This window comes from Chromobacterium amazonense, from assembly GCF_001855565.1.
In the GTDB taxonomy this organism is placed as follows: domain Bacteria; phylum Pseudomonadota; class Gammaproteobacteria; order Burkholderiales; family Chromobacteriaceae; genus Chromobacterium; species Chromobacterium amazonense.
On the sequence record NZ_MKCR01000005.1, the window covers coordinates 1 to 18,301 of the forward strand.

General features: G+C 61.6%; 16 protein-coding genes and 12 tRNA genes. 6 read left to right on the forward strand and 22 right to left on the reverse strand.

Annotation, left to right across the window (positions count from 1 at the left end):
- From BI343_RS04140 to BI343_RS04205, 14 genes are all read right to left on the reverse strand, one after another.
- A partial coding sequence (locus tag BI343_RS04140; protein ID WP_139165640.1) for a CHASE2 domain-containing protein occupies positions 1–773 on the reverse strand: 773 nt, incomplete at its 3' end.
- Positions 774–782: 9 nt separating this feature from the next.
- Positions 783–2,315, reverse strand: coding sequence for a FecR family protein (locus BI343_RS04145; protein WP_071108776.1), 1,533 nt, complete (start codon positions 2,313–2,315; stop codon positions 783–785).
- 150 nt (positions 2,316–2,465) lie between these two features.
- Positions 2,466–2,542, reverse strand: a tRNA-Asp gene (locus BI343_RS04150).
- 6 nt (positions 2,543–2,548) lie between these two features.
- Positions 2,549–2,625, reverse strand: a tRNA-Val gene (locus tag BI343_RS04155).
- A 25-nt stretch (positions 2,626–2,650) separates the two neighbouring features.
- Positions 2,651–2,727: transfer RNA gene (locus BI343_RS04160), tRNA-Asp, on the reverse strand.
- A gap of 6 nt (positions 2,728–2,733) precedes the next feature.
- Positions 2,734–2,810, reverse strand: a tRNA-Val gene (locus BI343_RS04165).
- A gap of 25 nt (positions 2,811–2,835) precedes the next feature.
- Positions 2,836–2,912: transfer RNA gene (locus tag BI343_RS04170), tRNA-Asp, on the reverse strand.
- 12 nt (positions 2,913–2,924) lie between these two features.
- A tRNA-Val gene (locus tag BI343_RS04175) sits at positions 2,925–3,000 on the reverse strand.
- A gap of 26 nt (positions 3,001–3,026) precedes the next feature.
- Positions 3,027–3,103: transfer RNA gene (locus BI343_RS04180), tRNA-Asp, on the reverse strand.
- 12 nt (positions 3,104–3,115) lie between these two features.
- Positions 3,116–3,191: transfer RNA gene (locus BI343_RS04185), tRNA-Val, on the reverse strand.
- A 26-nt stretch (positions 3,192–3,217) separates the two neighbouring features.
- Positions 3,218–3,294, reverse strand: a tRNA-Asp gene (locus BI343_RS04190).
- Between the two features lie 11 nt (positions 3,295–3,305).
- Positions 3,306–3,381: transfer RNA gene (locus BI343_RS04195), tRNA-Val, on the reverse strand.
- Between the two features lie 26 nt (positions 3,382–3,407).
- Positions 3,408–3,484: transfer RNA gene (locus BI343_RS04200), tRNA-Asp, on the reverse strand.
- Positions 3,485–3,495: 11 nt separating this feature from the next.
- Positions 3,496–3,571 (reverse strand) — tRNA-Val (locus BI343_RS04205).
- A 211-nt stretch (positions 3,572–3,782) separates the two neighbouring features.
- On the opposite strand from BI343_RS04205, the gene BI343_RS04210 reads away from it, so the two are divergent.
- Together BI343_RS04210 and tilS are read left to right on the forward strand one after the other, a co-directional pair.
- Entirely contained in the window at positions 3,783–4,748 is a 966-nt protein-coding gene (locus tag BI343_RS04210) for an acetyl-CoA carboxylase carboxyltransferase subunit alpha (protein WP_043623221.1), read from the forward strand.
- The gene (gene tilS / locus BI343_RS04215) at positions 4,720–6,057 is read left to right on the forward strand and encodes a tRNA lysidine(34) synthetase TilS (RefSeq protein ID WP_071108777.1); all 1,338 of its coding nucleotides are present in this window, start codon (positions 4,720–4,722) and stop codon (positions 6,055–6,057) included. Before BI343_RS04210 ends, tilS begins: the two co-directional genes overlap by 29 nt.
- A gap of 1 nt (position 6,058) precedes the next feature.
- On the opposite strand, the gene BI343_RS04220 is transcribed toward tilS, so the two are convergent.
- On the reverse strand, positions 6,059–6,595 hold the full coding sequence (locus BI343_RS04220; protein ID WP_071108778.1) for a cysteine hydrolase family protein: 537 nt from the start codon (positions 6,593–6,595) through the stop codon (positions 6,059–6,061).
- Between the two features lie 112 nt (positions 6,596–6,707).
- On the opposite strand from BI343_RS04220, the gene BI343_RS04225 reads away from it, so the two are divergent.
- Positions 6,708–7,673 (forward strand): GlxA family transcriptional regulator, encoded by a 966-nt coding sequence (locus BI343_RS04225; RefSeq protein ID WP_071108779.1) that lies wholly within the window; start codon positions 6,708–6,710, stop codon positions 7,671–7,673.
- Between the two features lie 62 nt (positions 7,674–7,735).
- Positions 7,736–8,362 (forward strand): hypothetical protein, encoded by a 627-nt coding sequence (locus BI343_RS04230; protein ID WP_071108780.1) that lies wholly within the window; start codon positions 7,736–7,738, stop codon positions 8,360–8,362.
- A gap of 101 nt (positions 8,363–8,463) precedes the next feature.
- Here the strand turns inward: BI343_RS04230 and BI343_RS04235 are convergent, their stop codons facing one another.
- The 4 genes from BI343_RS04235 to BI343_RS04250 all read right to left on the reverse strand — a co-directional run bounded on the left by BI343_RS04235 (position 8,464) and on the right by BI343_RS04250 (position 13,460).
- Entirely contained in the window at positions 8,464–10,809 is a 2,346-nt protein-coding gene (locus tag BI343_RS04235; protein WP_071108781.1) for a TonB-dependent receptor, read from the reverse strand.
- A gap of 787 nt (positions 10,810–11,596) precedes the next feature.
- Positions 11,597–12,304: a UDP-2,3-diacylglucosamine diphosphatase gene (locus tag BI343_RS04240; protein WP_071108782.1), complete on the reverse strand. Its 708-nt coding sequence runs from the start codon at positions 12,302–12,304 to the stop codon at positions 11,597–11,599.
- Positions 12,305–12,373: 69 nt separating this feature from the next.
- The gene (locus BI343_RS04245; RefSeq protein ID WP_071108783.1) at positions 12,374–12,865 is read right to left on the reverse strand and encodes a peptidylprolyl isomerase; all 492 of its coding nucleotides are present in this window, start codon (positions 12,863–12,865) and stop codon (positions 12,374–12,376) included.
- Between the two features lie 37 nt (positions 12,866–12,902).
- Positions 12,903–13,460 (reverse strand): peptidylprolyl isomerase, encoded by a 558-nt coding sequence (locus BI343_RS04250; protein ID WP_071108784.1) that lies wholly within the window; start codon positions 13,458–13,460, stop codon positions 12,903–12,905.
- A 263-nt stretch (positions 13,461–13,723) separates the two neighbouring features.
- On the opposite strand from BI343_RS04250, the gene BI343_RS04255 reads away from it, so the two are divergent.
- Positions 13,724–15,061: an OmpP1/FadL family transporter gene (locus BI343_RS04255; RefSeq protein WP_071108785.1), complete on the forward strand. Its 1,338-nt coding sequence runs from the start codon at positions 13,724–13,726 to the stop codon at positions 15,059–15,061.
- Between the two features lie 76 nt (positions 15,062–15,137).
- Here the strand turns inward: BI343_RS04255 and BI343_RS04260 are convergent, their stop codons facing one another.
- The 3 genes from BI343_RS04260 to BI343_RS04270 all read right to left on the reverse strand — a co-directional run bounded on the left by BI343_RS04260 (position 15,138) and on the right by BI343_RS04270 (position 17,228).
- Positions 15,138–15,692, reverse strand: coding sequence for a cysteine dioxygenase (locus tag BI343_RS04260; protein ID WP_071108786.1), 555 nt, complete (start codon positions 15,690–15,692; stop codon positions 15,138–15,140).
- 301 nt (positions 15,693–15,993) lie between these two features.
- A complete protein-coding gene (locus tag BI343_RS04265) occupies positions 15,994–16,563 on the reverse strand; it encodes a cysteine dioxygenase (RefSeq protein WP_071108787.1) in 570 nt (189 codons plus the stop codon).
- 185 nt (positions 16,564–16,748) lie between these two features.
- Complete coding sequence (locus BI343_RS04270; RefSeq protein ID WP_043628157.1) at positions 16,749–17,228, reverse strand: Lrp/AsnC family transcriptional regulator; 480 nt, start codon at positions 17,226–17,228, stop codon at positions 16,749–16,751.
- 127 nt (positions 17,229–17,355) lie between these two features.
- Here BI343_RS04270 and phhA point away from each other — a divergent pair, with 127 nt between their 5' ends.
- Positions 17,356–18,249, forward strand: a complete 894-nt coding sequence (gene phhA, locus BI343_RS04275) for a phenylalanine 4-monooxygenase (RefSeq protein ID WP_071108788.1) — start codon at positions 17,356–17,358, stop codon at positions 18,247–18,249.
- The last annotated feature ends 52 nt before the right edge of the window (positions 18,250–18,301 follow it).

Here is an 18,301-nt window from a genome sequence, read left to right on the forward strand (position 1 = left end):
TGCTGATTGCCCAAGCCGTTGGCGGTCACGCCTATCAGCACGATGCTGTCGTCGAACAAGGCGGCCGGCAGCCGGTTGAGCGCGTCGCTGTACGAAATCAGGTGGAAAGGCTGGGCGCCGCTGCTGAATGGCACCATGACCAGATCGCGCCGCAGCCAGGCCTGGCCGGGGCGAGGGGGCTGGGCCGGGGGGATCGCTCCTCGCTGGCCGCTGGCGACGTCGCGAATGGCTGCCGCGAAGCTAGGGTAGCGCGGCGCGCCTAGCCCGGCTCGCAGATAGACGCGGCGGATCGCGCCATCCTCGTCCCGCTCGTAATCGGTATGGCCGAGTCCGGCCATGGCCCCCACGATGACAGGCAGCGGACGGGTTTCCAGCAGTTGGCCGCTGCGCAATTCCGGAAAAACCGGGCCGACCACTTTGCCGTTGCGGCGAATGGCATTGGCCAGATAGCCGTCCGCTTCGGGATGGTCGCGCGAGGGTTCGGCGATGGCGATATCGAAACCGATTGCGCGCGCGCCGCCCAGCTTGTCCAGCAGTTGGGCATGAAAGGCGCGCGGCCAGGGCCAGCGGCCCAGCTCGGACAGGCTCTTTTCGTCTACGGCGATGACGATGAGGTTCTGTTCGGGGCCGTGAAACGGATTGTTTCTTGTCAGAATGTCATACCACCAGAAATCCAGCCGCCCCAATAATTGGCTGGCGATCAGCAGCAGGCCGAGCAGGGCGAGCAGCAGCGGAGCCGCCCTGCTGTAGCGGGATATCTGGAAGGAGCGCATTGTGCGATTTTACGGCAAAAACACGGTGGAATATCGTTCTTTGGCATGATATCCGCCGTCGCCGTCCACCAAGATGGTGACGATGAAATGGCCGCTTGGCAGGCGCAGCAGCGACCAGGCCGGCTCGGAGGCGTTCTGCTGCCATACGATGCGGTCGGGCGCGTCCGGGCGGGCCAATTGCAGCGTATAGCGCACGTTGGCCAGCGGGTAGCGCCGCGATTGCAACTTGCGATCGCCTGGCAGGCCAAGTTTGTACCAGGGGTCGATCCGCACTTCCTGGGTATTGCCGTAGGGGCCGGGCTGCCCCTGTTCATTGAGCGAGGCCATCCGCCAATACCATTTGCCTTTGTCCGGTACATTGAGGGCGAAGGCGCCCTGCTCGATCCTGCCTTGATGCCAGATGTCGGTGAAGGCGGGGTCGCGCGCCACCTGCAGCCAGCCGGGGCGCTCCGGGCTGGCGCTGCTGCCTATCCATAGCGTCAGGGCGCGCTGACTGGTGCGGCTGCCGTCGTTGAAAACTAGAGGCGGCAGTGGGTTGGCTTGCAGCGTGAAGGTGCGGGAGGCGTCGAAACCCTCAATGCCCAGCTCATTGCGCGCGCGCACGGTCAGCAGGTAGCTGCCGTTCTGCGGGAGTTCCGGGTAAAAGCGCGCCGCATCCGTGCTGCGGCTGTACAGCAGCTGCTGGGTTTGCGCATCGGACAGGGTCACTTGATAACCCGCTTCGCCATGCTGTTTATGCCATTCCAGCAGCGGCGGGTTGAACGGGCTGGTGGTGATCATGCCTTCCAGTTGCGGCGGCTGAGGCAGGGCTGCCGATTGCTTGCCGTCGCTGCGTCCGCCAAATCCGGCCGGGATGTCCATGCCATCATCGCCGGCCGCCAGGTTGACCTTGCCGCGCAGGACTTCGGCGGCGGTGTCCTTGTCATTCAGGCTGCGCACGCGGAATTCGGTGCCGCGCACGGTGGTGACCGCGGACGGGGTGTAAATCTGATAGCGATTCGGCATCAGCTGCTTGGGCACGACCGCATTGCTGGCGGAGCCTCGGTCCAGTTGGTTCAGCGACTGGATGGCGCCAGTGGTGGGGTAGAACACCTGTTTGCCCAGCGTCAGCTGGCTGTTGGCGCCGAGTTGCAGCGTCGAACCGTCTGCAAGGCGCAGCTTGAGGGTGGCGTCGGGGCCGGTCGACAGGCGGGTGCCGGCAACGAGATGCAAGCCGGTTGATGCTTTCATTGTTTGCCCATCGGGCCCTTGGATGCTGACGGGGCCGGACAGGGCGTCAATGGTGACGGCGGATTCGTTATGGCGGGTCCAGCTGTATGGCACCCGCAAACGGCTGCCCGGCGTCAGCCGGTAAGGATTGGCGATGCCGTTTTGCTGTTGCAGTTTGGGCACATAGGCCGGGGAAGTCAGGTGTTTGGCTGCAAACGACCATAGCGTATCCCCGGATTGAACGGTGTATTGCCATGTAGGCTCGTCCGCGCCGGCACTGGCCCAGGCTGCGTGGCTGCTCAGGCACAACGCCAGCAGGGCTGTCTTGTTCATGTGAAATCTCTTGATGTAAATTTTTAAAAGTCTAATAGTATTCCCAGCTACTAAGCATTTTGCAACCTCTATATGCCGATGAAGTGAGGCGGGATCGTGCAGGGTGGGGCTGGAAATGCAAAAAGCAGCCCTGAGGCTGCTTTTTGGCGTTGGCGGAGTGGACGGGACTCGAACCCGCGACCCCCGGCGTGACAGGCCGGTATTCTAACCAACTGAACTACCACTCCGTGTTTTGGTGGGCGGTACTGGACTCGAACCAGCGACCCCTGCCGTGTGAAGGCAGTGCTCTACCAACTGAGACTAACCGCCCGAAACTCGGTACTGCTGAATGCTGTTGGCGGAGTGGACGGGACTCGAACCCGCGACCCCCGGCGTGACAGGCCGGTATTCTAACCAACTGAACTACCACTCCGCTGTTTGGTGGGCGGTACTGGACTCGAACCAGCGACCCCTGCCGTGTGAAGGCAGTGCTCTACCAACTGAGACTAACCGCCCGAAACTTGGTACTGCTCAATGCTGTTGGCGGAGTGGACGGGACTCGAACCCGCGACCCCCGGCGTGACAGGCCGGTATTCTAACCAACTGAACTACCACTCCAACCGTAAAGCTTGGTGGGCGTTGACGGAGTCGAACCGCCGACATTCTGCTTGTAAGGCAGACGCTCTACCAACTGAGCTAAACGCCCGATATACGGGTACTGCTTTATAATGTTGGCGGAGTGGACGGGACTCGAACCCGCGACCCCCGGCGTGACAGGCCGGTATTCTAACCAACTGAACTACCACTCCAACCGTAAACCTTGGTGGGCGTTGACGGAGTCGAACCGCCGACATTCTGCTTGTAAGGCAGACGCTCTACCAACTGAGCTAAACGCCCGATATACGGATACTGCTTTATATTGTTGGCGGAGTGGACGGGACTCGAACCCGCGACCCCCGGCGTGACAGGCCGGTATTCTAACCAACTGAACTACCACTCCAACCGTAAAACTGGTGGGCGTTGACGGAGTCGAACCGCCGACATTCTGCTTGTAAGGCAGACGCTCTACCAACTGAGCTAAACGCCCGATATACGGGTACTGCTTTATAATGTTGGCGGAGTGGACGGGACTCGAACCCGCGACCCCCGGCGTGACAGGCCGGTATTCTAACCAACTGAACTACCACTCCAACCGTAAAACTGGTGGGCGTTGACGGAGTCGAACCGCCGACATTCTGCTTGTAAGGCAGACGCTCTACCAACTGAGCTAAACGCCCTGAATTCGTTTCGCTGTGTGCGTTTCAGCGAGGAGGCGAATTAAAGCACAGGGTTTAAGCTTGTGCAAGTAGTCCGCTTGGTTTTTTTTGCCAAAGCCCGTAATTTTGAATATTTGCTCCATTTTTGCATCGTTTTCCTAGTTCTACGGGTGACGGCGAGTTTGCGCCTCATGTATCATGCGGCGATTAGGTTTGACGGATGATGTGAAGAATGAAGCCGACCTTTCTCGATTTTGAGCAGCCGATTGCCGAGCTCGAGAACAAAATAGAAGAGCTGCGGTTCGTGCAGGACGACTCGGTGCTGGATATCTCCGAGGAAATCGCCCGCCTGCAGAAGAAGAGCCTGGAGCTGACCAAGACGCTCTATGCCAAGCTGACCCCGTCGCAGATCGCGATGGTGGCCCGCCATCCGCAGCGACCATATACCCTGGACTATGTGCAGGCCATCTTCACCGACTTTGAAGAGCTGCATGGCGACCGCGCTTTCGCCGACGATGCCGCCATCGTCGGCGGCCTGGCTCGATTCAACGGCCAGTCCGTGATGGTGATCGGCCAGCAAAAGGGCCGCGACACCAAGGAAAAAATCCGCCGCAATTTCGGCATGCCGCATCCGGAAGGCTATCGCAAGGCGCTGCGCCTGATGAAGCTGGCCGAGAAGTTCGGCATTCCGGTGATGACCTTTGTCGATACCGCAGGCGCCTGGCCCGGCATCGGCGCGGAAGAGCGCAGCCAGTCCGAAGCCATTGGCCGCAACCTGTATGAAATGACTCGCCTGCGCGTGCCCATCATCGTTACCGTGATCGGCGAGGGTGGCTCCGGCGGCGCTTTGGCCATCGCCGTGGGCGACCACGTCAATATGCTGCAATACGCCACGTATTCGGTGATCTCTCCGGAAGGCTGCGCGTCCATTTTGTGGAAGACGGCCGAGCGGGCGTCCGACGCCGCCGAGGCGCTGGGCATCACCGCGCCGCGCCTGAAGACTTTGGGCTTGATCGACCGCGTGGTGACCGAGCCGGTGGGCGGCGCGCATCGCGATCACGCGCAGATGATGACCACCCTGAAGCGCGTGCTGCAGGAAGAACTGAAAGAAGTCCAGGGCAAACCGCTGGATGAGCTGCTGAAGCAGCGCTTCGACCGCCTGATGAGCTATGGCCGCTTCAAGGAAGACGCAGCCTAAGCTGGCGGACAGCCTGATCAAACATTGGCCGGACGAATTGTCCGGCCTTTGCGCTTTTGAGCTTGGGCTTTCCGGCGGCTTGGACTCGGTGGCGCTGCTGTCGCTGTTATGCGCGGCGCGCGAACAGCGGCCGGCCTTGGCGCTGTCCGCCGTGCACGTCCACCACGGCCTGAGTCCGAACGCCGATGCCTGGGCCGCGCACTGCCAGGCGCTGTGCCATTCGCTGGGGGTGCCGCTGCGCATCGAGCGCGTGCAGGTCCGCGCCGGCGGCGGCGAGAGCCTGGAGGCCGCGGCGCGCGAGGCGCGCTACGCGGCCTATCGTCGCTCCGCCGCGGATGTCATTGTGCTGGCGCACCATCAGGATGACCAGGCCGAAACCGTATTGCTGCAGCTGCTGCGCGGCGGCGGCGTCAAGGCGCTGGCGGCCATGCCGGCGCTGCGCGAGTTGCCGCCCGGCAAGCGCTTATGGCGGCCCTTGCTGAATTTCACTCGCCGGCAACTGGAAGACCATGTCCGCGACCAAGGCCTGTCCTGGGTGGAAGACGAGAGCAATCTCGACAATCGCTACCGCCGCAATCTGCTGCGCAACCAGATTTTGCCTGCCTTGGCCAAAGCCGTGCCGCATTACCGCAGCCATCTGGCGCGCGCCGCCGCGCTGCAGGCCGATGCGGCGGCCATCCTGGACGAAGTCGCGCGCCAGGATGTGGAACATTGCCGCCATCAGTCGGGTCTGGATCTGGCGAACTGGCAGGCGCTGTCCGAGCCGCGGCAGCGCCAGGCCTTGCTGGCCTGGCTGGACGAGCGGGGTTGGCCTGCGCCTGAGCCGGCCGCCCTGCATGAATTCCAGCGCCAGCTGACGCAGGCCGGGGCCGAGGCGTTGCCGATATTGCGGCTGGCTGGCGGGGTGGCGTTCCGCTTTGGCGGCGCGATCCAGGCCATGGCCGATCTGCAGCCGCCGGCCGCAGGCAGCCCGCTGCCCGACCTGTCCGGCGGCAAGGCGCTGGATTTGCCCGAATGGGGCGGCAGGCTGGAGTGGGCGTGGCGCGCGCAGGGCTTGCCGGACGCCGCGCTGGCGGCTGGCCTGGCGTTGAAGCCGCGTTGCGGCGGCGAAAAATTGCCGTTGGCCGTGGGGCGGCGCGAGGTCAAGGACCTGCTGCGCGAGGCCGGTCTGCCGCCGCCGCTGCGCCAGCGCTGGCCCTTGCTGTACGCTGCGGATGGCCAGCTGCTGGCCTTGCCGGGCATCGCCGTCGCCGGCAACGCCGCGACGGGGCCGGGCTGGTGGCCGCTGTGGCGGCTGTCGCCCGCCTGATTCAGCCGCGAGCGGTTTCGAAAGCCGCCTGTCTGTCTGCCATTTCCACCTTGTCTCCCAGCGCGCTCAGCGCAATCCCATGCACCATCGCGTCTACCGTGGCGCAGCAATCGCGCAGCACTTTTACCCGGTAAGGATCGGCCGCGCGCGACAGCGCGGTGTGAGTGACGCAGTTCTGCGTCATCATGCCGGCGATCAACAGTTCATTCACCTCCAGTTTGCCCAGCAATTCGCCCAAGTTGGTGTTCAGGAAGCTGTCGGCGTGGGATTTGACCACCACCGGCGCATCTGGAGCCGCGGCCAGCACCTGCAGATGAATCCGCACGCCCACGCTGTCTCTGACGAAAAACGGCGAGGCGGGGTCGGCGGCGACGTGCTGGACCAGGATCACCGGAATGTTTTGCGCATGCGCCTGGGCGATGGCGTCCAGCGTATTGGCCAGCGTCTGTTCGGTATTCCACAAGGGGTACTTGCCGCCGGCAAAGTAGTCGTTTTGCAGGTCGATGATCAGCAGGGCGGCGCGGCGCGCGGTTTGCATGGAAGTCTCCTGTTTCGGGTGGGGGTGAGGCCATTATCCCTGACGCATGGCTTGCTGGTGAGTGGCCCGAATGACACAATTCGATCATATCGGGCCATCTTGAGGACACGCGATGAAAACGCGCAGCGTGGCGGTGCTGGCATTCGATGACATCAGTCCCTTTCACTTGTCGGTGCCTTGCATGGTGTTGGGCGAGCTGGCGGGCGGCTTTGAGGTCAAGGTCTGCGCGGTGCGGCCTGGCGTCTTGCGCAGCAGCGCCGGCTTCGCCTTGCTGGTCGAGCATGGTTTGGAGGCGCTGCGCGCGGCCGATGTGGTGATCGTGCCCAGTTGGCCCGATCCGGCGCGGCGGGCCGAGCCGGAATTGCTGCAGGCCTTGCGCGACGCGCATCAAGCCGGCGCGCAGGTGGTGGGCCTGTGCCTGGGCGCCTGCGTGCTGGCCGAGGCCGGTTTGCTGGATGGGCGCCGCGCCGCTACGCATTGGGGCTATGTCCATGACTTTGCCAGCCGCTATCCGGCGGTGCGGCTGGATGCCGACGTCTTGTATGTGGAGGACGGCAGCGTGTTGACTTCGGCCGGCACCGCCGCGGCGATAGATTGCTGTCTGCATATGTTGCGGCAGCGGCAAGGCGTGGAGGAGGCCAATCGCGTGGCGCGGCGCATGGTGGTGGCGCCGCACCGCCAGGGCGGGCAGGCGCAGTTCATCGAGCAGCCCTTGCCGCGCGCCGGTCGCGATGCCCGCTTGGGCGAACTGCTGGACTGGCTGCGGGCGAATCTGCGCGACGCGCACACGCTGGATGGTTTGGCGGCGCGCCTGGCGATGAGCCGCCGCACTTTCTCGCGCCGTTTCCATGCATTGACCGGCGCCACGCTGGGCGAGTGGCTGGCGGGCGAGCGCTTGGCGCTGAGCCAGCGGCTGTTGGAGCGCACCAGCCTGTCGATGGATGAGGTGGCAGAGCAGGCTGGTTTGGGTTCCGCCATCTCATTGCGCAGGCTGTACCGGCAGAAGCTGGGCATGTCGCCGGCGGCCTGGCGGCAAGCGTTCCGGGGAGGGCAGGTCAACGGGCAAGGCGGTGAATAGTGAAAATGCTTATGGAATGATTTTTGCTCCACAAACCCTGTTTTTGTCCTGAGGAGCACGTCATGCAACTGGATAAAGTCTATGCGCAGAGCCATGGAATGGCATCTGGCGCGAAGCCGGCAAGTTTTGCCGGCAACAACGATGGCAATGCGTTTGCCGGCATGCTGAGCCAGGCTGCTCGGCAATTGGCCGGCAGCGCGCCGACGCTGCGTCCGCCGCCGGTTCACGATGGGCCCATGAACGATGAGGACATCAAGTGGATCATGCCCTCGCGCCAGGCGGTGGCCTTGCATGGCGAGTATGTGCGTCAGCTGCTGGATGAAAAGATGAGCCAGGCCGGCTTGCCCTTGTCGCCGCCGTTTCAGGTGGTCAGCACCGAGGGCGGGAAGATCAAGCTGGCAGGCCAGCGGGCGGATCTGGCGCAGATAGAGCAGCTATGCAATGACGACAAGGAACTGGGCAGCGCCATCTGCAACTTGCGGGCGATCGCCTCCTGGGTGCCGGAGATGGACGAGGCGGCAGCCTATGTCAGGGCTTGGCAGCAGGCGCGCAATGATGCCGAGCGTATGGCGGTGTTTCGCTATTACTCGGCGAGAATGACTATTCCGGCCAAGGTGGAGACCTGGCTGGGCGGCAATGCCGTCACCGTGAGCGTCAATGGCGAAGTGATGCCGCAGCAGGTCGCGTGAGCGATGCGCCGGCCGCGAGCCTGCGACGAGCGCGGCAGGGCGGCCTAGCCAGCAAAAAGGCCGGGAGCGATCCCGGCCTTGGCTTTGCTTGCGAATCAGGCTTACAGATCAACCTGCAGGGTGACGGCCGCGCTGCGCGGCGCGCCCAGGTTGTAGCGCACCGTGTCCGCCGCATTGACCTTGGATGAGGTCGGGATGCGGTAGCTGGTGTTGAACATATTGCTGACGTTCAGCTTGAGCGTCGGGTTCTTCAGCACGCCCATATTGCCAAAGCGATAGCCGGCGTCCAGGTCTACCGTGGTGTATTCCGGCACCACCTCGTCGTTGGCCAGCGTGGCGAACTGCTTGCCGGTGTGCTTGACGTCGGTGCGGACATACCAGGCGCCCGGCGCGTATTGCAGCGACAGCGCGGCCATCCAGCGCGGGGTCATCGGGAAGTCGTTGCCTTGCAGCTGCAGCGGCGTCACGGTGCCGTTGTTTTTCCAATCCAGATTGTTCTTGATCTCGCTATGGTTGCTAGTGAAGGAGGCATAAGCGCTCCAGCCTTTCACCGGCACGGTGCCCAGCTCGATCTCGCCGCCCCAGGTATGCACATCGCCCGCATTGATATTGACGGACTTCTGGGTCACGGAATCGTAGGAGTTGGCTTGACGGTTGCGGAAGTCCACATTGAACAGCGAGCCGCTCAGCGTGATGAAGTCGCCTTGCAGGCGGTAGCCGATATCGGTGTTGATCGAAGTTTCCGGCTGCACATCGTTCACCAGCACAACCTGTCCATTCACCAGTTGCACATTGCCGTTGCTGCCGCTGTAGGCGTAGTTCGGCACCGCGCGGTAGTTCTTGGTGACGTTGAAGAACATCTGCTGCTTGGGCGTCAGGAAATAGCGCGCGCCGAAGCTAGGCAGAGTTTCGTTATAGGTTTTGGTGATGTTGTAGTCGTAAGCCGCTGCGCAGGCGGTCTTGCCGGAACAGCCTTCGTTGGCGTGATTGGTGAAATCGCGCTTGATCTGCGGCGTGCGCAAGCCGGCGTTGATGGCTAGGCGATCATCCAGGAAGTTGAAGGTGCCGATGGCGAACAACTGGGTGGCCGTGCTGATGGTTTCCCAATCGCGGTATTGGTACAGGCTGCCGTCCGGGCGAGTGATCAGGCCCGAGTGCATCCACACATCGGCCGGGCTGCCATCGCTATTGGCAATGCTGGCCGCGCCGGTCTGAATGTGCTGCGCCCGTTCGTACCATACGCCGGCCTGCAGCAAATGGTTGCCCCAGCTTTGCTCCATGGTGATGGTAATGCCGGGGCGGCGGGTGCGCGTCATGCTGCTGCCATTGGTGATGATGGTGTCCAGCGTGTCGCCGTCGCCGTTTAGGTCTTTGGATGCCGTATTGGTATGAGTGGTCTTGTCGAGGAAGCCATTTTCCGCCTGGGTCTGTTGGCTGGTGGCGCCGCCATAGCCATACCAGAAATAAGGCTGGAGTTTGATGCGGGTATCCGGGCCGAGTTTCAGCACGGCATCAATCTTGGCGATGACGTTTTCAAACGGGTTCTGCTGCAGTTGATAGTAAGCGGGGGTCGGGCCGGTTTCCTTCTGCGCGGTGCCGTATTGCGGCGGCAGGTGGCCGGGAATGAACCGGGTGGAGTAGTCGGCGTTGTAGCCCATTTGCTGTATTTGCTGCAGCGTCATGGCGCCAAACGCATTGCCTACCTGGCGGTTGTACAGCACGGAGGCATTGATATAGCCGCCGCTGAAATCGTAGCGGATGCCGGTGTCGACGTGGTCGCGCTTCATGCCGCCTGCGCCTTTCCACTTGTCCACTTCGCTGTGCGAATAGCTGGCGAAGGCGCGGGCTTTGCCATCGGCGAACAGGCCGGTGTCGCCGCGCACATAGGTGCGTTGCAGGCTATTGCTGCCCAGGCTCTGGGCGAAGCGCACGCGGCGCTCCTTCTCCGGGTCGCAGGTGACAAAGCTCATATTGCCGCCGCTGGCGCCCATATGCGGCGCGTCGGTATCGCTGGAGCCCTGGGTGACGGATCCTTGGCACAGGTTTTCCAGATCGACGAATTCCTGCGGATAGACCGAATAGCTGCCGGAGTCGTTGACCGGCACGCCGTTGATGGTGACGCCGATCTGGTCCGAGTTGAAGCCGCGGATGGTCAACGCGCCGCCAAACATGCCGGAGTTGTCCTGGCTGGAGGCGTTGACGCCGGGCAGCATATTGATGCCCTGGTAGATGTTGGAGGTGGGGCTTTGCTTCTCCAGCGCGGCCTTGTTGACATCGCTGCGCGTGCGGGTACCTTCCTGTTGTTGCAGCAAGCCCACTCCCAGCTTGTCCCCGGCGCCGGTGATGGTGACGGTTTGCAGCTGGGTCTCCTCGGCGAGCGCCGCCTGGCTGGCCAGCGCGGCGAGCACGGCCAGGGTCAAGGGGCGAATATAGGTCTTCTTATTCATTGAATTTCCTGAAATGTAGAGAAATCAATTTTTCATTGGAATGTATTTTCAGCGCAGCCGAAGTCCTGCCGTGGGGCATGGGTCAATACAGCAAGCACTGCAATGGTTGCTTGAGCGTGGTTTTGGCGCAGGGCTGAGTCCGCCGGTGGCGGCTTGCGATGGGCGAGAAGAATCGTTGCCGGTATTGGCGATTGAACTCGGTTATGGCAAAGCGTCAGCGCGGATTATTTCGCCTTGAAATTATTTTTAAGCGGCAAATCTAGTCTATTGTCATTTCATTTTCAAGAAACAACTATTACAAAAAGAATAAAGAAATATGTCTTTATGTGGAGTGGATCTGCAAAAATAATCAATGAAATAGAGGGTTTCTGACAAAAAAACGGGAATATGTTAATGAAATGTAAGGCTTTATCGGTGGGTTGGTGGAAAAGTATTTTGGAATTTATTTTGCGGAATCATGGTTTGATTGATGAGCCAGGAGGGGCTGCTGGGCGGCTTGAGCAAGCCGTCGGAGGGGGAAGGCTTAGGGGATGTTGACGTTTGGTGAGCGGTCGCGCCGGGATGCGTTTTGCGGCGAATCGAGGCGTTTCGCGCGCCGCATAGTCATTGCCAGCGCGGAACAACGAAGAGTCGGCGCGAAAGGCGCCCGGCCCTGCGGGTTTGGCCGCTTTGGGCCGGAAGCCACGTTGCCCAGCCCTTGCATAGCATGACTATGCTGTGGACTGTGCGCCTTGCTTCCGGCACAAATCGGCTCAAACGCGATCCACTCACCAAACGTCAACAGCCCCTAGAGGGGGAGGGCGCGGATTCCGGCGTCGTCCAGCGCCAGGTAGCCGCTGGTTTCGCCATGCCAGTCCTGGATCACCCAGCGGTTGGACGCACCGTGGCGGTGGTGGGCGGGGCGATGGGTATGGCCGTGGATCAGCGTCGGCCAGGCATGGGCGGCCAGCAGTTCGCGCACAGCGGTCTCGGTGACGTCGGATATGGCGCTCAGCCCGGTCTGCTGCTTGTTCATCTCGCTTTGCTGCCGCGCTTGCCGGGCGATGGCGTGGCGTTCCGCCAGCGGCCTGGCCAGCATGGCCTGCTGCCACTGCGGGTTGCGGCTGACGGCGCGGAATTGCTGGTAAGCGACGTCGTCGGTGCATAGCGCGTCGCCGTGGCACAGCAGAATGCGCTGGCCGTAGGCTTCCATCAGCGTTGGATCGTCCAGCAAGGCGGCGCCGCTGCGTTGCTCGAAGCCGGCGCCCAGCAGGAAGTCGCGGTTGCCGCGCATCACGTACAACGGCGTTTGGGCGGCGAACGCGCGCATCGCGGCCAGCGGCGCTTCCAGATAGGCCGAATCGTCGTCGTCGCCTACCCAGTATTCGAACAGATCGCCCAGGATGTACAGCGCCTCGATCCGGCCGCGCCAGACGGCGAGCGTGTCCAGAAACAGCTGGTTGAGCGCCGGGGTGTCGTCGGCGAGGTGCAGGTCGGAAATGAAATGTATGGCCATGGCTGCTGTGCTATCCGGAACAAGACAAAGCCGGGGCTGGGCCCCGGCTGGATTTTCGATGCGGACGGTTTAGACGATTTCCGCCTTCTGGATCACCACCGGCTCCACCGGCACGTCCTGGTGCATGCCGGTGCGGCCGGTGCGGACGGTCTTGATGCGGTCCACCACGTCCTGGCCGGCCACCACTTGGCCGAACACGGCGTAGCCCCAGCCTTGGGTGCTCTCGGACTTGAAGTCCAGGAAGTCGTTGTCGGACACATTGATGAAGAACTGGGCCGACGCAGAGTGCGGGTCCATGGTGCGGGCCATGGCGACGGTGTAGGTCTTGTTGGACAGGCCGTTGTTGGCCTCGTTTTGGATAGGGTCGCGCGTCGGCTTCTGGTTCATGTCGGCGTCGAAGCCGCCGCCCTGAATCATGAAGCCGTTGATCACGCGGTGAAAGATGGTGCCGTCGTAGTGGCCGGCCTTGACGTATTCCTCGAAGTTGGCCGCGGTCTTCGGCGCCATTTCGTGGTTCAGTTCCAGGGTGATTTCGCCGAGGTTGGTCGTCAGTTTGATCATTGTGCTTTCCTTTGCATTGCAGCCGCGCAAGGCGGGCTTACGGTTTGATGGTGACTTTCTGGATGACGATGGGTTCGAACGGAACGTCATCCATGCCGTTCATGCTGCCGGTGCGGGTCTTGGCGATGCGATTGACCACATCCATGCCCTTGGTGACTTTGCCGAACACGGCGTAGCCGGCGCCTTGCGGCGTCGGCGACTTGTAATTGAGGAAGTCGTTGTTGGCGACATTGATGAAGAACTGCGCGGTAGCGGAGTTCGGGTCTGCCGTGCGCGCCATGGCGATGGTGCCGGCATCGTTCTTCAGGCCGTTGCTCGCCTCATTGGCGATGGGCGCCTTGGTGGGTTTCTGGCTCAGCTTGGTGTCGAAGCCGCCGCCCTGGATCATGAAGCCGTCGATCACGCGGTGGAACACCGTGCCGTTGTAGTGGCCTGCCTTGGCGTAGGCGACGAAGTTGGCCACGGTCTTGGGCGCCTTGGCCGAATCCAGCGTGATTTCAATATTGCCCTTGTTGGTGGCCATTTCGACGACCGGGGCGGCGAAGGCCAGGACGGGCAGGGCGAATGCGGCCAGGCCGCAGATCAGTTTCTTCATGGTCGGAAGACGTGTCGGCAAGAAAGTCGGGCTGTGATTCTAGCACAGCGCGCGCGGCGGGTTGAGGCTGGAGGCGCGAGGCGGGGGGCGGCGCATCGGCTTAACCTTCGTTAAGGAAGATGTGTTTTTTCCTTGCCGCGATAGGGATTCGAGTTTAGACTCCACGCCCAAAAAAGATGCAAGCGCTATCTATTTATCATGCTTGCGCCGCCTTGTCCGGCTCAGCCGGCCAATAAGAAGAACGTTTCAGGAACATGATCTCTATGCAATCTTCCTCGCGCACCGTCCGACTCTTGTCTATTGCCATTGCTTCCTTGTTTGCCGCCAGCCCGGCGGCCCATGCAGCCGGTTTCCAGCTGACCGAGCAGAGCGTCACCGGCATGGGCCGCGCCTACGCCGGCGCCGGCGTGGCCGGCGATGACCTGTCCGCCGTGTTCTACAACCCGGCTGGCATGACCCAGTTGTCCGGCACCCGCGTGCAAGGCGGCCTGACCTATGCGGAAATCGACGCGCCGTTCAGCGGCAGCAATACCAGCGCCAGCCATCTGCCGGGCACGCCTCCTTCCACCGTGACGACTTCTGCCAACGACAACGGCCGAGGCGCGGGCGAAGTGATTCCGAACGGTTACCTGACCCATCAGGTCAACGACCAGCTGTTCCTGGGCCTGGGCGTGACCACGCCGTTTGGCCTGGGCGCAAGCTATAGCGACAACTGGGGCGGCCGCGACAACGGCATCTCCAGCAGCATCATGACGGTGGACATCAATCCGTCGCTGGCTTACAAGCTGAACGACAAGTGGAGCTTCGGCGGCGGCGTGTCCGCGCAATACGCGAAGGCGGACCTGAAGCAGGGCGCCTACCTGCCCGGCGCCAGCGGCGAACTCAAAGCCGACAGCTGGGGCTTCGGCTACAACCTGGGCGTGATGTATTCCTACAGCGCCGATACCCGCGTCGGCCTGTCCTATCGCTCCAAGATCCATCACGACGCCAAGGGCGATTACACCAATGCCGGTTTCCCCGCGCCGCTGGGCGGCCTGCTCAATGGCACGTATTCCGGCTCGGCCGAGGTGACCACGCCGGAATGGCTGATGCTGAGCGGCTACAGCAAGCTGAACAGCAAGTTCGCCGTGGGCGCCACCGCGCGCTGGACGCGCTGGAGCCGCTTCGATCAACTGGTGGTCAAGGGCAGCCCCGTGGTGCCTAAGCTGCCGGGCCTGACGCCCGCGCCGATCGACACCACCACCACCATCGACAACCACTGGAAGAACAGCTGGCTGTTCTCGGTGGGCGGCGACTACTTCTACAGCGACGCGCTGACCCTGCGCGCGGGCCTGGGCTACGAAACCACGCCGGTACCGAACCCGCAGCACCGCAACGTGCTGATCCCGGACGCCGACCGCATGTGGCTGACCCTGGGCGCCGGCTACCGGATCAGCAAGCAGGCCAGCGTGGACGTGAGCTACGCCTATCTGCGCGCGGTGGGCGACACCAAGATCGACAATACTTCGCATAGCCCGTTCGGCACCTCCAGCCGTCTGCAGGGCGATTACTCTTCGATCAGCGGCCACCTGCTGGGCGTACAGATGCAGTACCGCTTCTGATTCGGAATCCAGTAATCAGACAAAAGGGCGCGGCGCAAGCTGTGCCCTTTTTCGTTGGCAAGCTTGGAATCAATCGTCAATGCGCCATGCTCGGCTGGATTCGTTGCGGAGCGTAATGCGGCGTTTCCCGCTCCAGGTTATAGCAGTCCATGCGCCGCATTGGCGGCGAATAAAGGTGCAGGGTGACCAAGTCTTCTTGCTGTTGATTCGATATTTTATGGATGTCTCTTGCTTGGTTAAGCAAGATGGAGCCGGTTTTGAAATCTCTGGTTTCCGTGGAAATCAATTGGCCTTGCGCGGTAGCGGCGTAGCGTTCTTCGGTGGCGGTTCCCTGAATCACCATGATGCCGCAATGACTGCCGTGATGGTTATGAATGGAGCTGGACTGCTGGCGATGCCAGCAGAACAGTAGCAATTCGAAATGCTCATTGCCGTATATCGGGTTGCGGTGGTAATGGCTGCCGCTGAATTTCCAGTAAGGGAGCAGCTCTTCCTGATTGAGCGGTGCATTCTGTAAAAATGCCTGAATTTGTTCCAATCCCAGCTTCTGATTCAGCCGGGCCATGCGGGACAGCCAATAAATCAATCCGCTCGGGTGGCGGGCGTGTTCGAATAGACGCAAGGTTTCCATTCTTCTCTCCTGGAAGGCCGAGCGCTCGGCGCCCGCTATGCTGTCGAGATCGCCGGGTATTTTTTATTGGGCGCCGGCAAGATGAATATCGACAGTTTGCGTGGGTACTTTATGTTTGCTTGCGAGTCGCTCCGGGAATGCCGTCGCAGTGTTTTCGATTGTGGTTTTGGGTGCTGGGTCGAATCCAGAAAACGTCGCATGCAGCGCCGTTTTTATCAGGCCATATTTTAATTGGCCGACATGTTGGCGGCAGGCTGTGAAGGACTGGCCAGCCGGGCGGAGGAAACGCTGGCCAGATTATTTAAATGTGATATTTCACGCAATCCGCGCCATGAAAGACGCGTTGTTGCTGCGGCTCCAAACCGAACAATTCCATTTTCTTCAGCGGCGGCGAGTACAAATGCAGCGTGACCAAGTCTGTGCCGTCCGGATGCAGGTTAGCGACTTGATGAATGTCCAGGTCTCCGTTGATCACAAGGCTACCCGCCGCCATCTCACGTGTTTCGCGCGGGCAGACTTGACCGGATGGATTCTGCACGAACACGGTTTCGGTCGCCACGCCCTCCAGCACCTTGACGCCGCACAGGCTGCCCTTGTGATTGTGGATCTGGCTGCGTTGGCCTGGCCGCCAGCAAAGCAGCAGCAGCTCGAAGTGCTCGTCGATATGGATGCGATTGCGGCGGTACTGGGCGTCGTCGAAGTGGCGGAAGGGGGAGAGGTCCGCAGTGGATAGGCTGAGAGAACGATAGAAGCGGCGCATCTGTTCCAGGTTCAGCGGAGCGTCTGCGATGGCAAGTTGGCTGATGGATGCGGCGAGACTGGCTGCCAGGGCGTCCAGGGAGGAACGCGGAGCGAAGGCGCGGTTTGGCATCTGCTTCTCCTTGCATGACTGAGCGTGGCGCTGCCCGGTGGGCTGTGCCTTTTTATTGGCGATTTTCCGCAATATTAAATCGATCCATTATGCCGATTTATATATAAGGATATTCATGGCGCTGAATCGCGCCATCACGCTGCCAGATATAGACGCTGCAAACCATGGTCGGTTCGGCAAAAGGATCAGGATGGCGGGTAGAGCGGCAGCTTCATCGTTTGCTTGATGGCATTCAGCACGATGGTGGACTTGACGCTGCGCACCAGCGAAAGCTGCATCAGCTTGTTCATCACGAAAGCAGACAGCGATGGCAAGTCCGGCACCACGATGCGCAGCAGGTAGTCGGCCTCGCCGGCGGCGGCGTAGCATTCCAGCACTTCCGGCAGCGCGTGGATGGACTGGGCGAAATCCAGCAGCGCGGCCTCGTTGTGGCGCTCCAGGCTGACATTGGCGAAAGCCATCACCGATAGACCGACATGCTCCGGATTCAGCGCCACCTGATAACCCTGAATGATTCCGTCCTGCTCCATTCGCTGGATGCGGCGGCCGATCTGCGACGCCGACAAGGGGATGGCCTGAGCCAGCTTCTGGTGCGTGGCGCGGGCATCCAGCTGCAGCTGCTGCAAGATCAGCATATCGAAGCGATCTATTTCAATTTTGCGCATTTTGAGCAAATTATGACGTTTAATGCGGTAAGTATGCAAAAAATCAGTTTTCAAGGCAAATTTTGCGGACTTGCCGCATGGCAGCGGGGCTAAACTAGAGTAAACCATCCAATCCGGAGCCCCAGACATGAACGACCGCGCCGACTTTGTGGTGCCCGATATCACCACCCGCAAGAATGTCGGACTGAGCCACGACGCCAACGACTACACCCTGCCGCAGCCGCTGGAGCGTTACACCGCGGAAGACCACGCCACCTGGGCCACGCTGTATCAGCGGCAGAGCAAGCTGTTGCCGGGCCGCGCCTGCGAGGAGTTTCTGCAGGGCTTGCGCGACCTGGAGGTGGACCACGACCGGGTGCCGGATTTTGCGAAGCTGAATGAGAAGCTGATGGCCGCCACCGGCTGGAAGATCGTGGCGGTGCCGGGCCTGATTCCCGATGACGTGTTCTTCGAGCACTTGGCCAACCGCCGCTTCCCGGTCACCTGGTGGCTGCGCGAGCCGCACCAGCTGGACTATCTGCAGGAGCCGGACGTGTTCCACGATCTGTTCGGCCATGTGCCGCTGCTGATCAATCCGGTGTTCGCCGACTATCTGGAGGCTTACGGCAAGGGCGGCATCAAGGCCAAGGAACTGGGCGCCCTGCCCATGCTGGCGCGGCTGTACTGGTACACGGTGGAGTTCGGCCTGATCAATACGCCGGCCGGCATGCGCATTTACGGCGCCGGCATCGTGTCCAGCAAGTCCGAATCGATTTACTGCCTGGACAGCGCCAGCCCCAATCGTGTCGGCTTCGATCTGATGCGCATCATGAACACGCGCTACCGCATCGACACATTCCAGAAGACTTATTTCGTCATCGACAGCTTCAAGCAGCTGTTCGACGCCACCGCGCCGGATTTTTCGCCCTTGTACCAGCAACTGGCGGATGCCAAGCCGTGGGGCGCCGGCGACATCGCGCCGAGCGATGTGGTGATCAACGAGGGCGATCGCCAGGGCTGGGCGGATACCGACGACGTTTGAGCGCGAACGCGCAATACCAAGCCCGCCTGGCTTGCGCAAGGTGGGCTTGGCA

What these genes read in the sequence shown, in the direction of transcription:
- BI343_RS04145 (WP_071108776.1), bottom strand. Translation starts at nt 2,315, where the DNA reads ATGAACAAGACAGCCCTGCTGGCGTTGTGCCTGAGCAGCCACGCAGCC.
- BI343_RS04210 (WP_043623221.1), top strand. Translation starts at nt 3,783, where the DNA reads ATGAAGCCGACCTTTCTCGATTTTGAGCAGCCGATTGCCGAGCTCGAG.
- tilS (WP_071108777.1), top strand. Translation starts at nt 4,720, where the DNA reads ATGGCCGCTTCAAGGAAGACGCAGCCTAAGCTGGCGGACAGCCTGATC.
- BI343_RS04220 (WP_071108778.1), bottom strand. Translation starts at nt 6,595, where the DNA reads ATGCAAACCGCGCGCCGCGCCGCCCTGCTGATCATCGACCTGCAAAAC.
- BI343_RS04225 (WP_071108779.1), top strand. Translation starts at nt 6,708, where the DNA reads ATGAAAACGCGCAGCGTGGCGGTGCTGGCATTCGATGACATCAGTCCC.
- BI343_RS04230 (WP_071108780.1), top strand. Translation starts at nt 7,736, where the DNA reads ATGCAACTGGATAAAGTCTATGCGCAGAGCCATGGAATGGCATCTGGC.
- BI343_RS04235 (WP_071108781.1), bottom strand. Translation starts at nt 10,809, where the DNA reads ATGAATAAGAAGACCTATATTCGCCCCTTGACCCTGGCCGTGCTCGCC.
- BI343_RS04240 (WP_071108782.1), bottom strand. Translation starts at nt 12,304, where the DNA reads ATGGCCATACATTTCATTTCCGACCTGCACCTCGCCGACGACACCCCG.
- BI343_RS04245 (WP_071108783.1), bottom strand. Translation starts at nt 12,865, where the DNA reads ATGATCAAACTGACGACCAACCTCGGCGAAATCACCCTGGAACTGAAC.
- BI343_RS04250 (WP_071108784.1), bottom strand. Translation starts at nt 13,460, where the DNA reads ATGAAGAAACTGATCTGCGGCCTGGCCGCATTCGCCCTGCCCGTCCTG.
- BI343_RS04255 (WP_071108785.1), top strand. Translation starts at nt 13,724, where the DNA reads ATGCAATCTTCCTCGCGCACCGTCCGACTCTTGTCTATTGCCATTGCT.
- BI343_RS04260 (WP_071108786.1), bottom strand. Translation starts at nt 15,692, where the DNA reads ATGGAAACCTTGCGTCTATTCGAACACGCCCGCCACCCGAGCGGATTG.
- BI343_RS04265 (WP_071108787.1), bottom strand. Translation starts at nt 16,563, where the DNA reads ATGCCAAACCGCGCCTTCGCTCCGCGTTCCTCCCTGGACGCCCTGGCA.
- BI343_RS04270 (WP_043628157.1), bottom strand. Translation starts at nt 17,228, where the DNA reads ATGCGCAAAATTGAAATAGATCGCTTCGATATGCTGATCTTGCAGCAG.
- phhA (WP_071108788.1), top strand. Translation starts at nt 17,356, where the DNA reads ATGAACGACCGCGCCGACTTTGTGGTGCCCGATATCACCACCCGCAAG.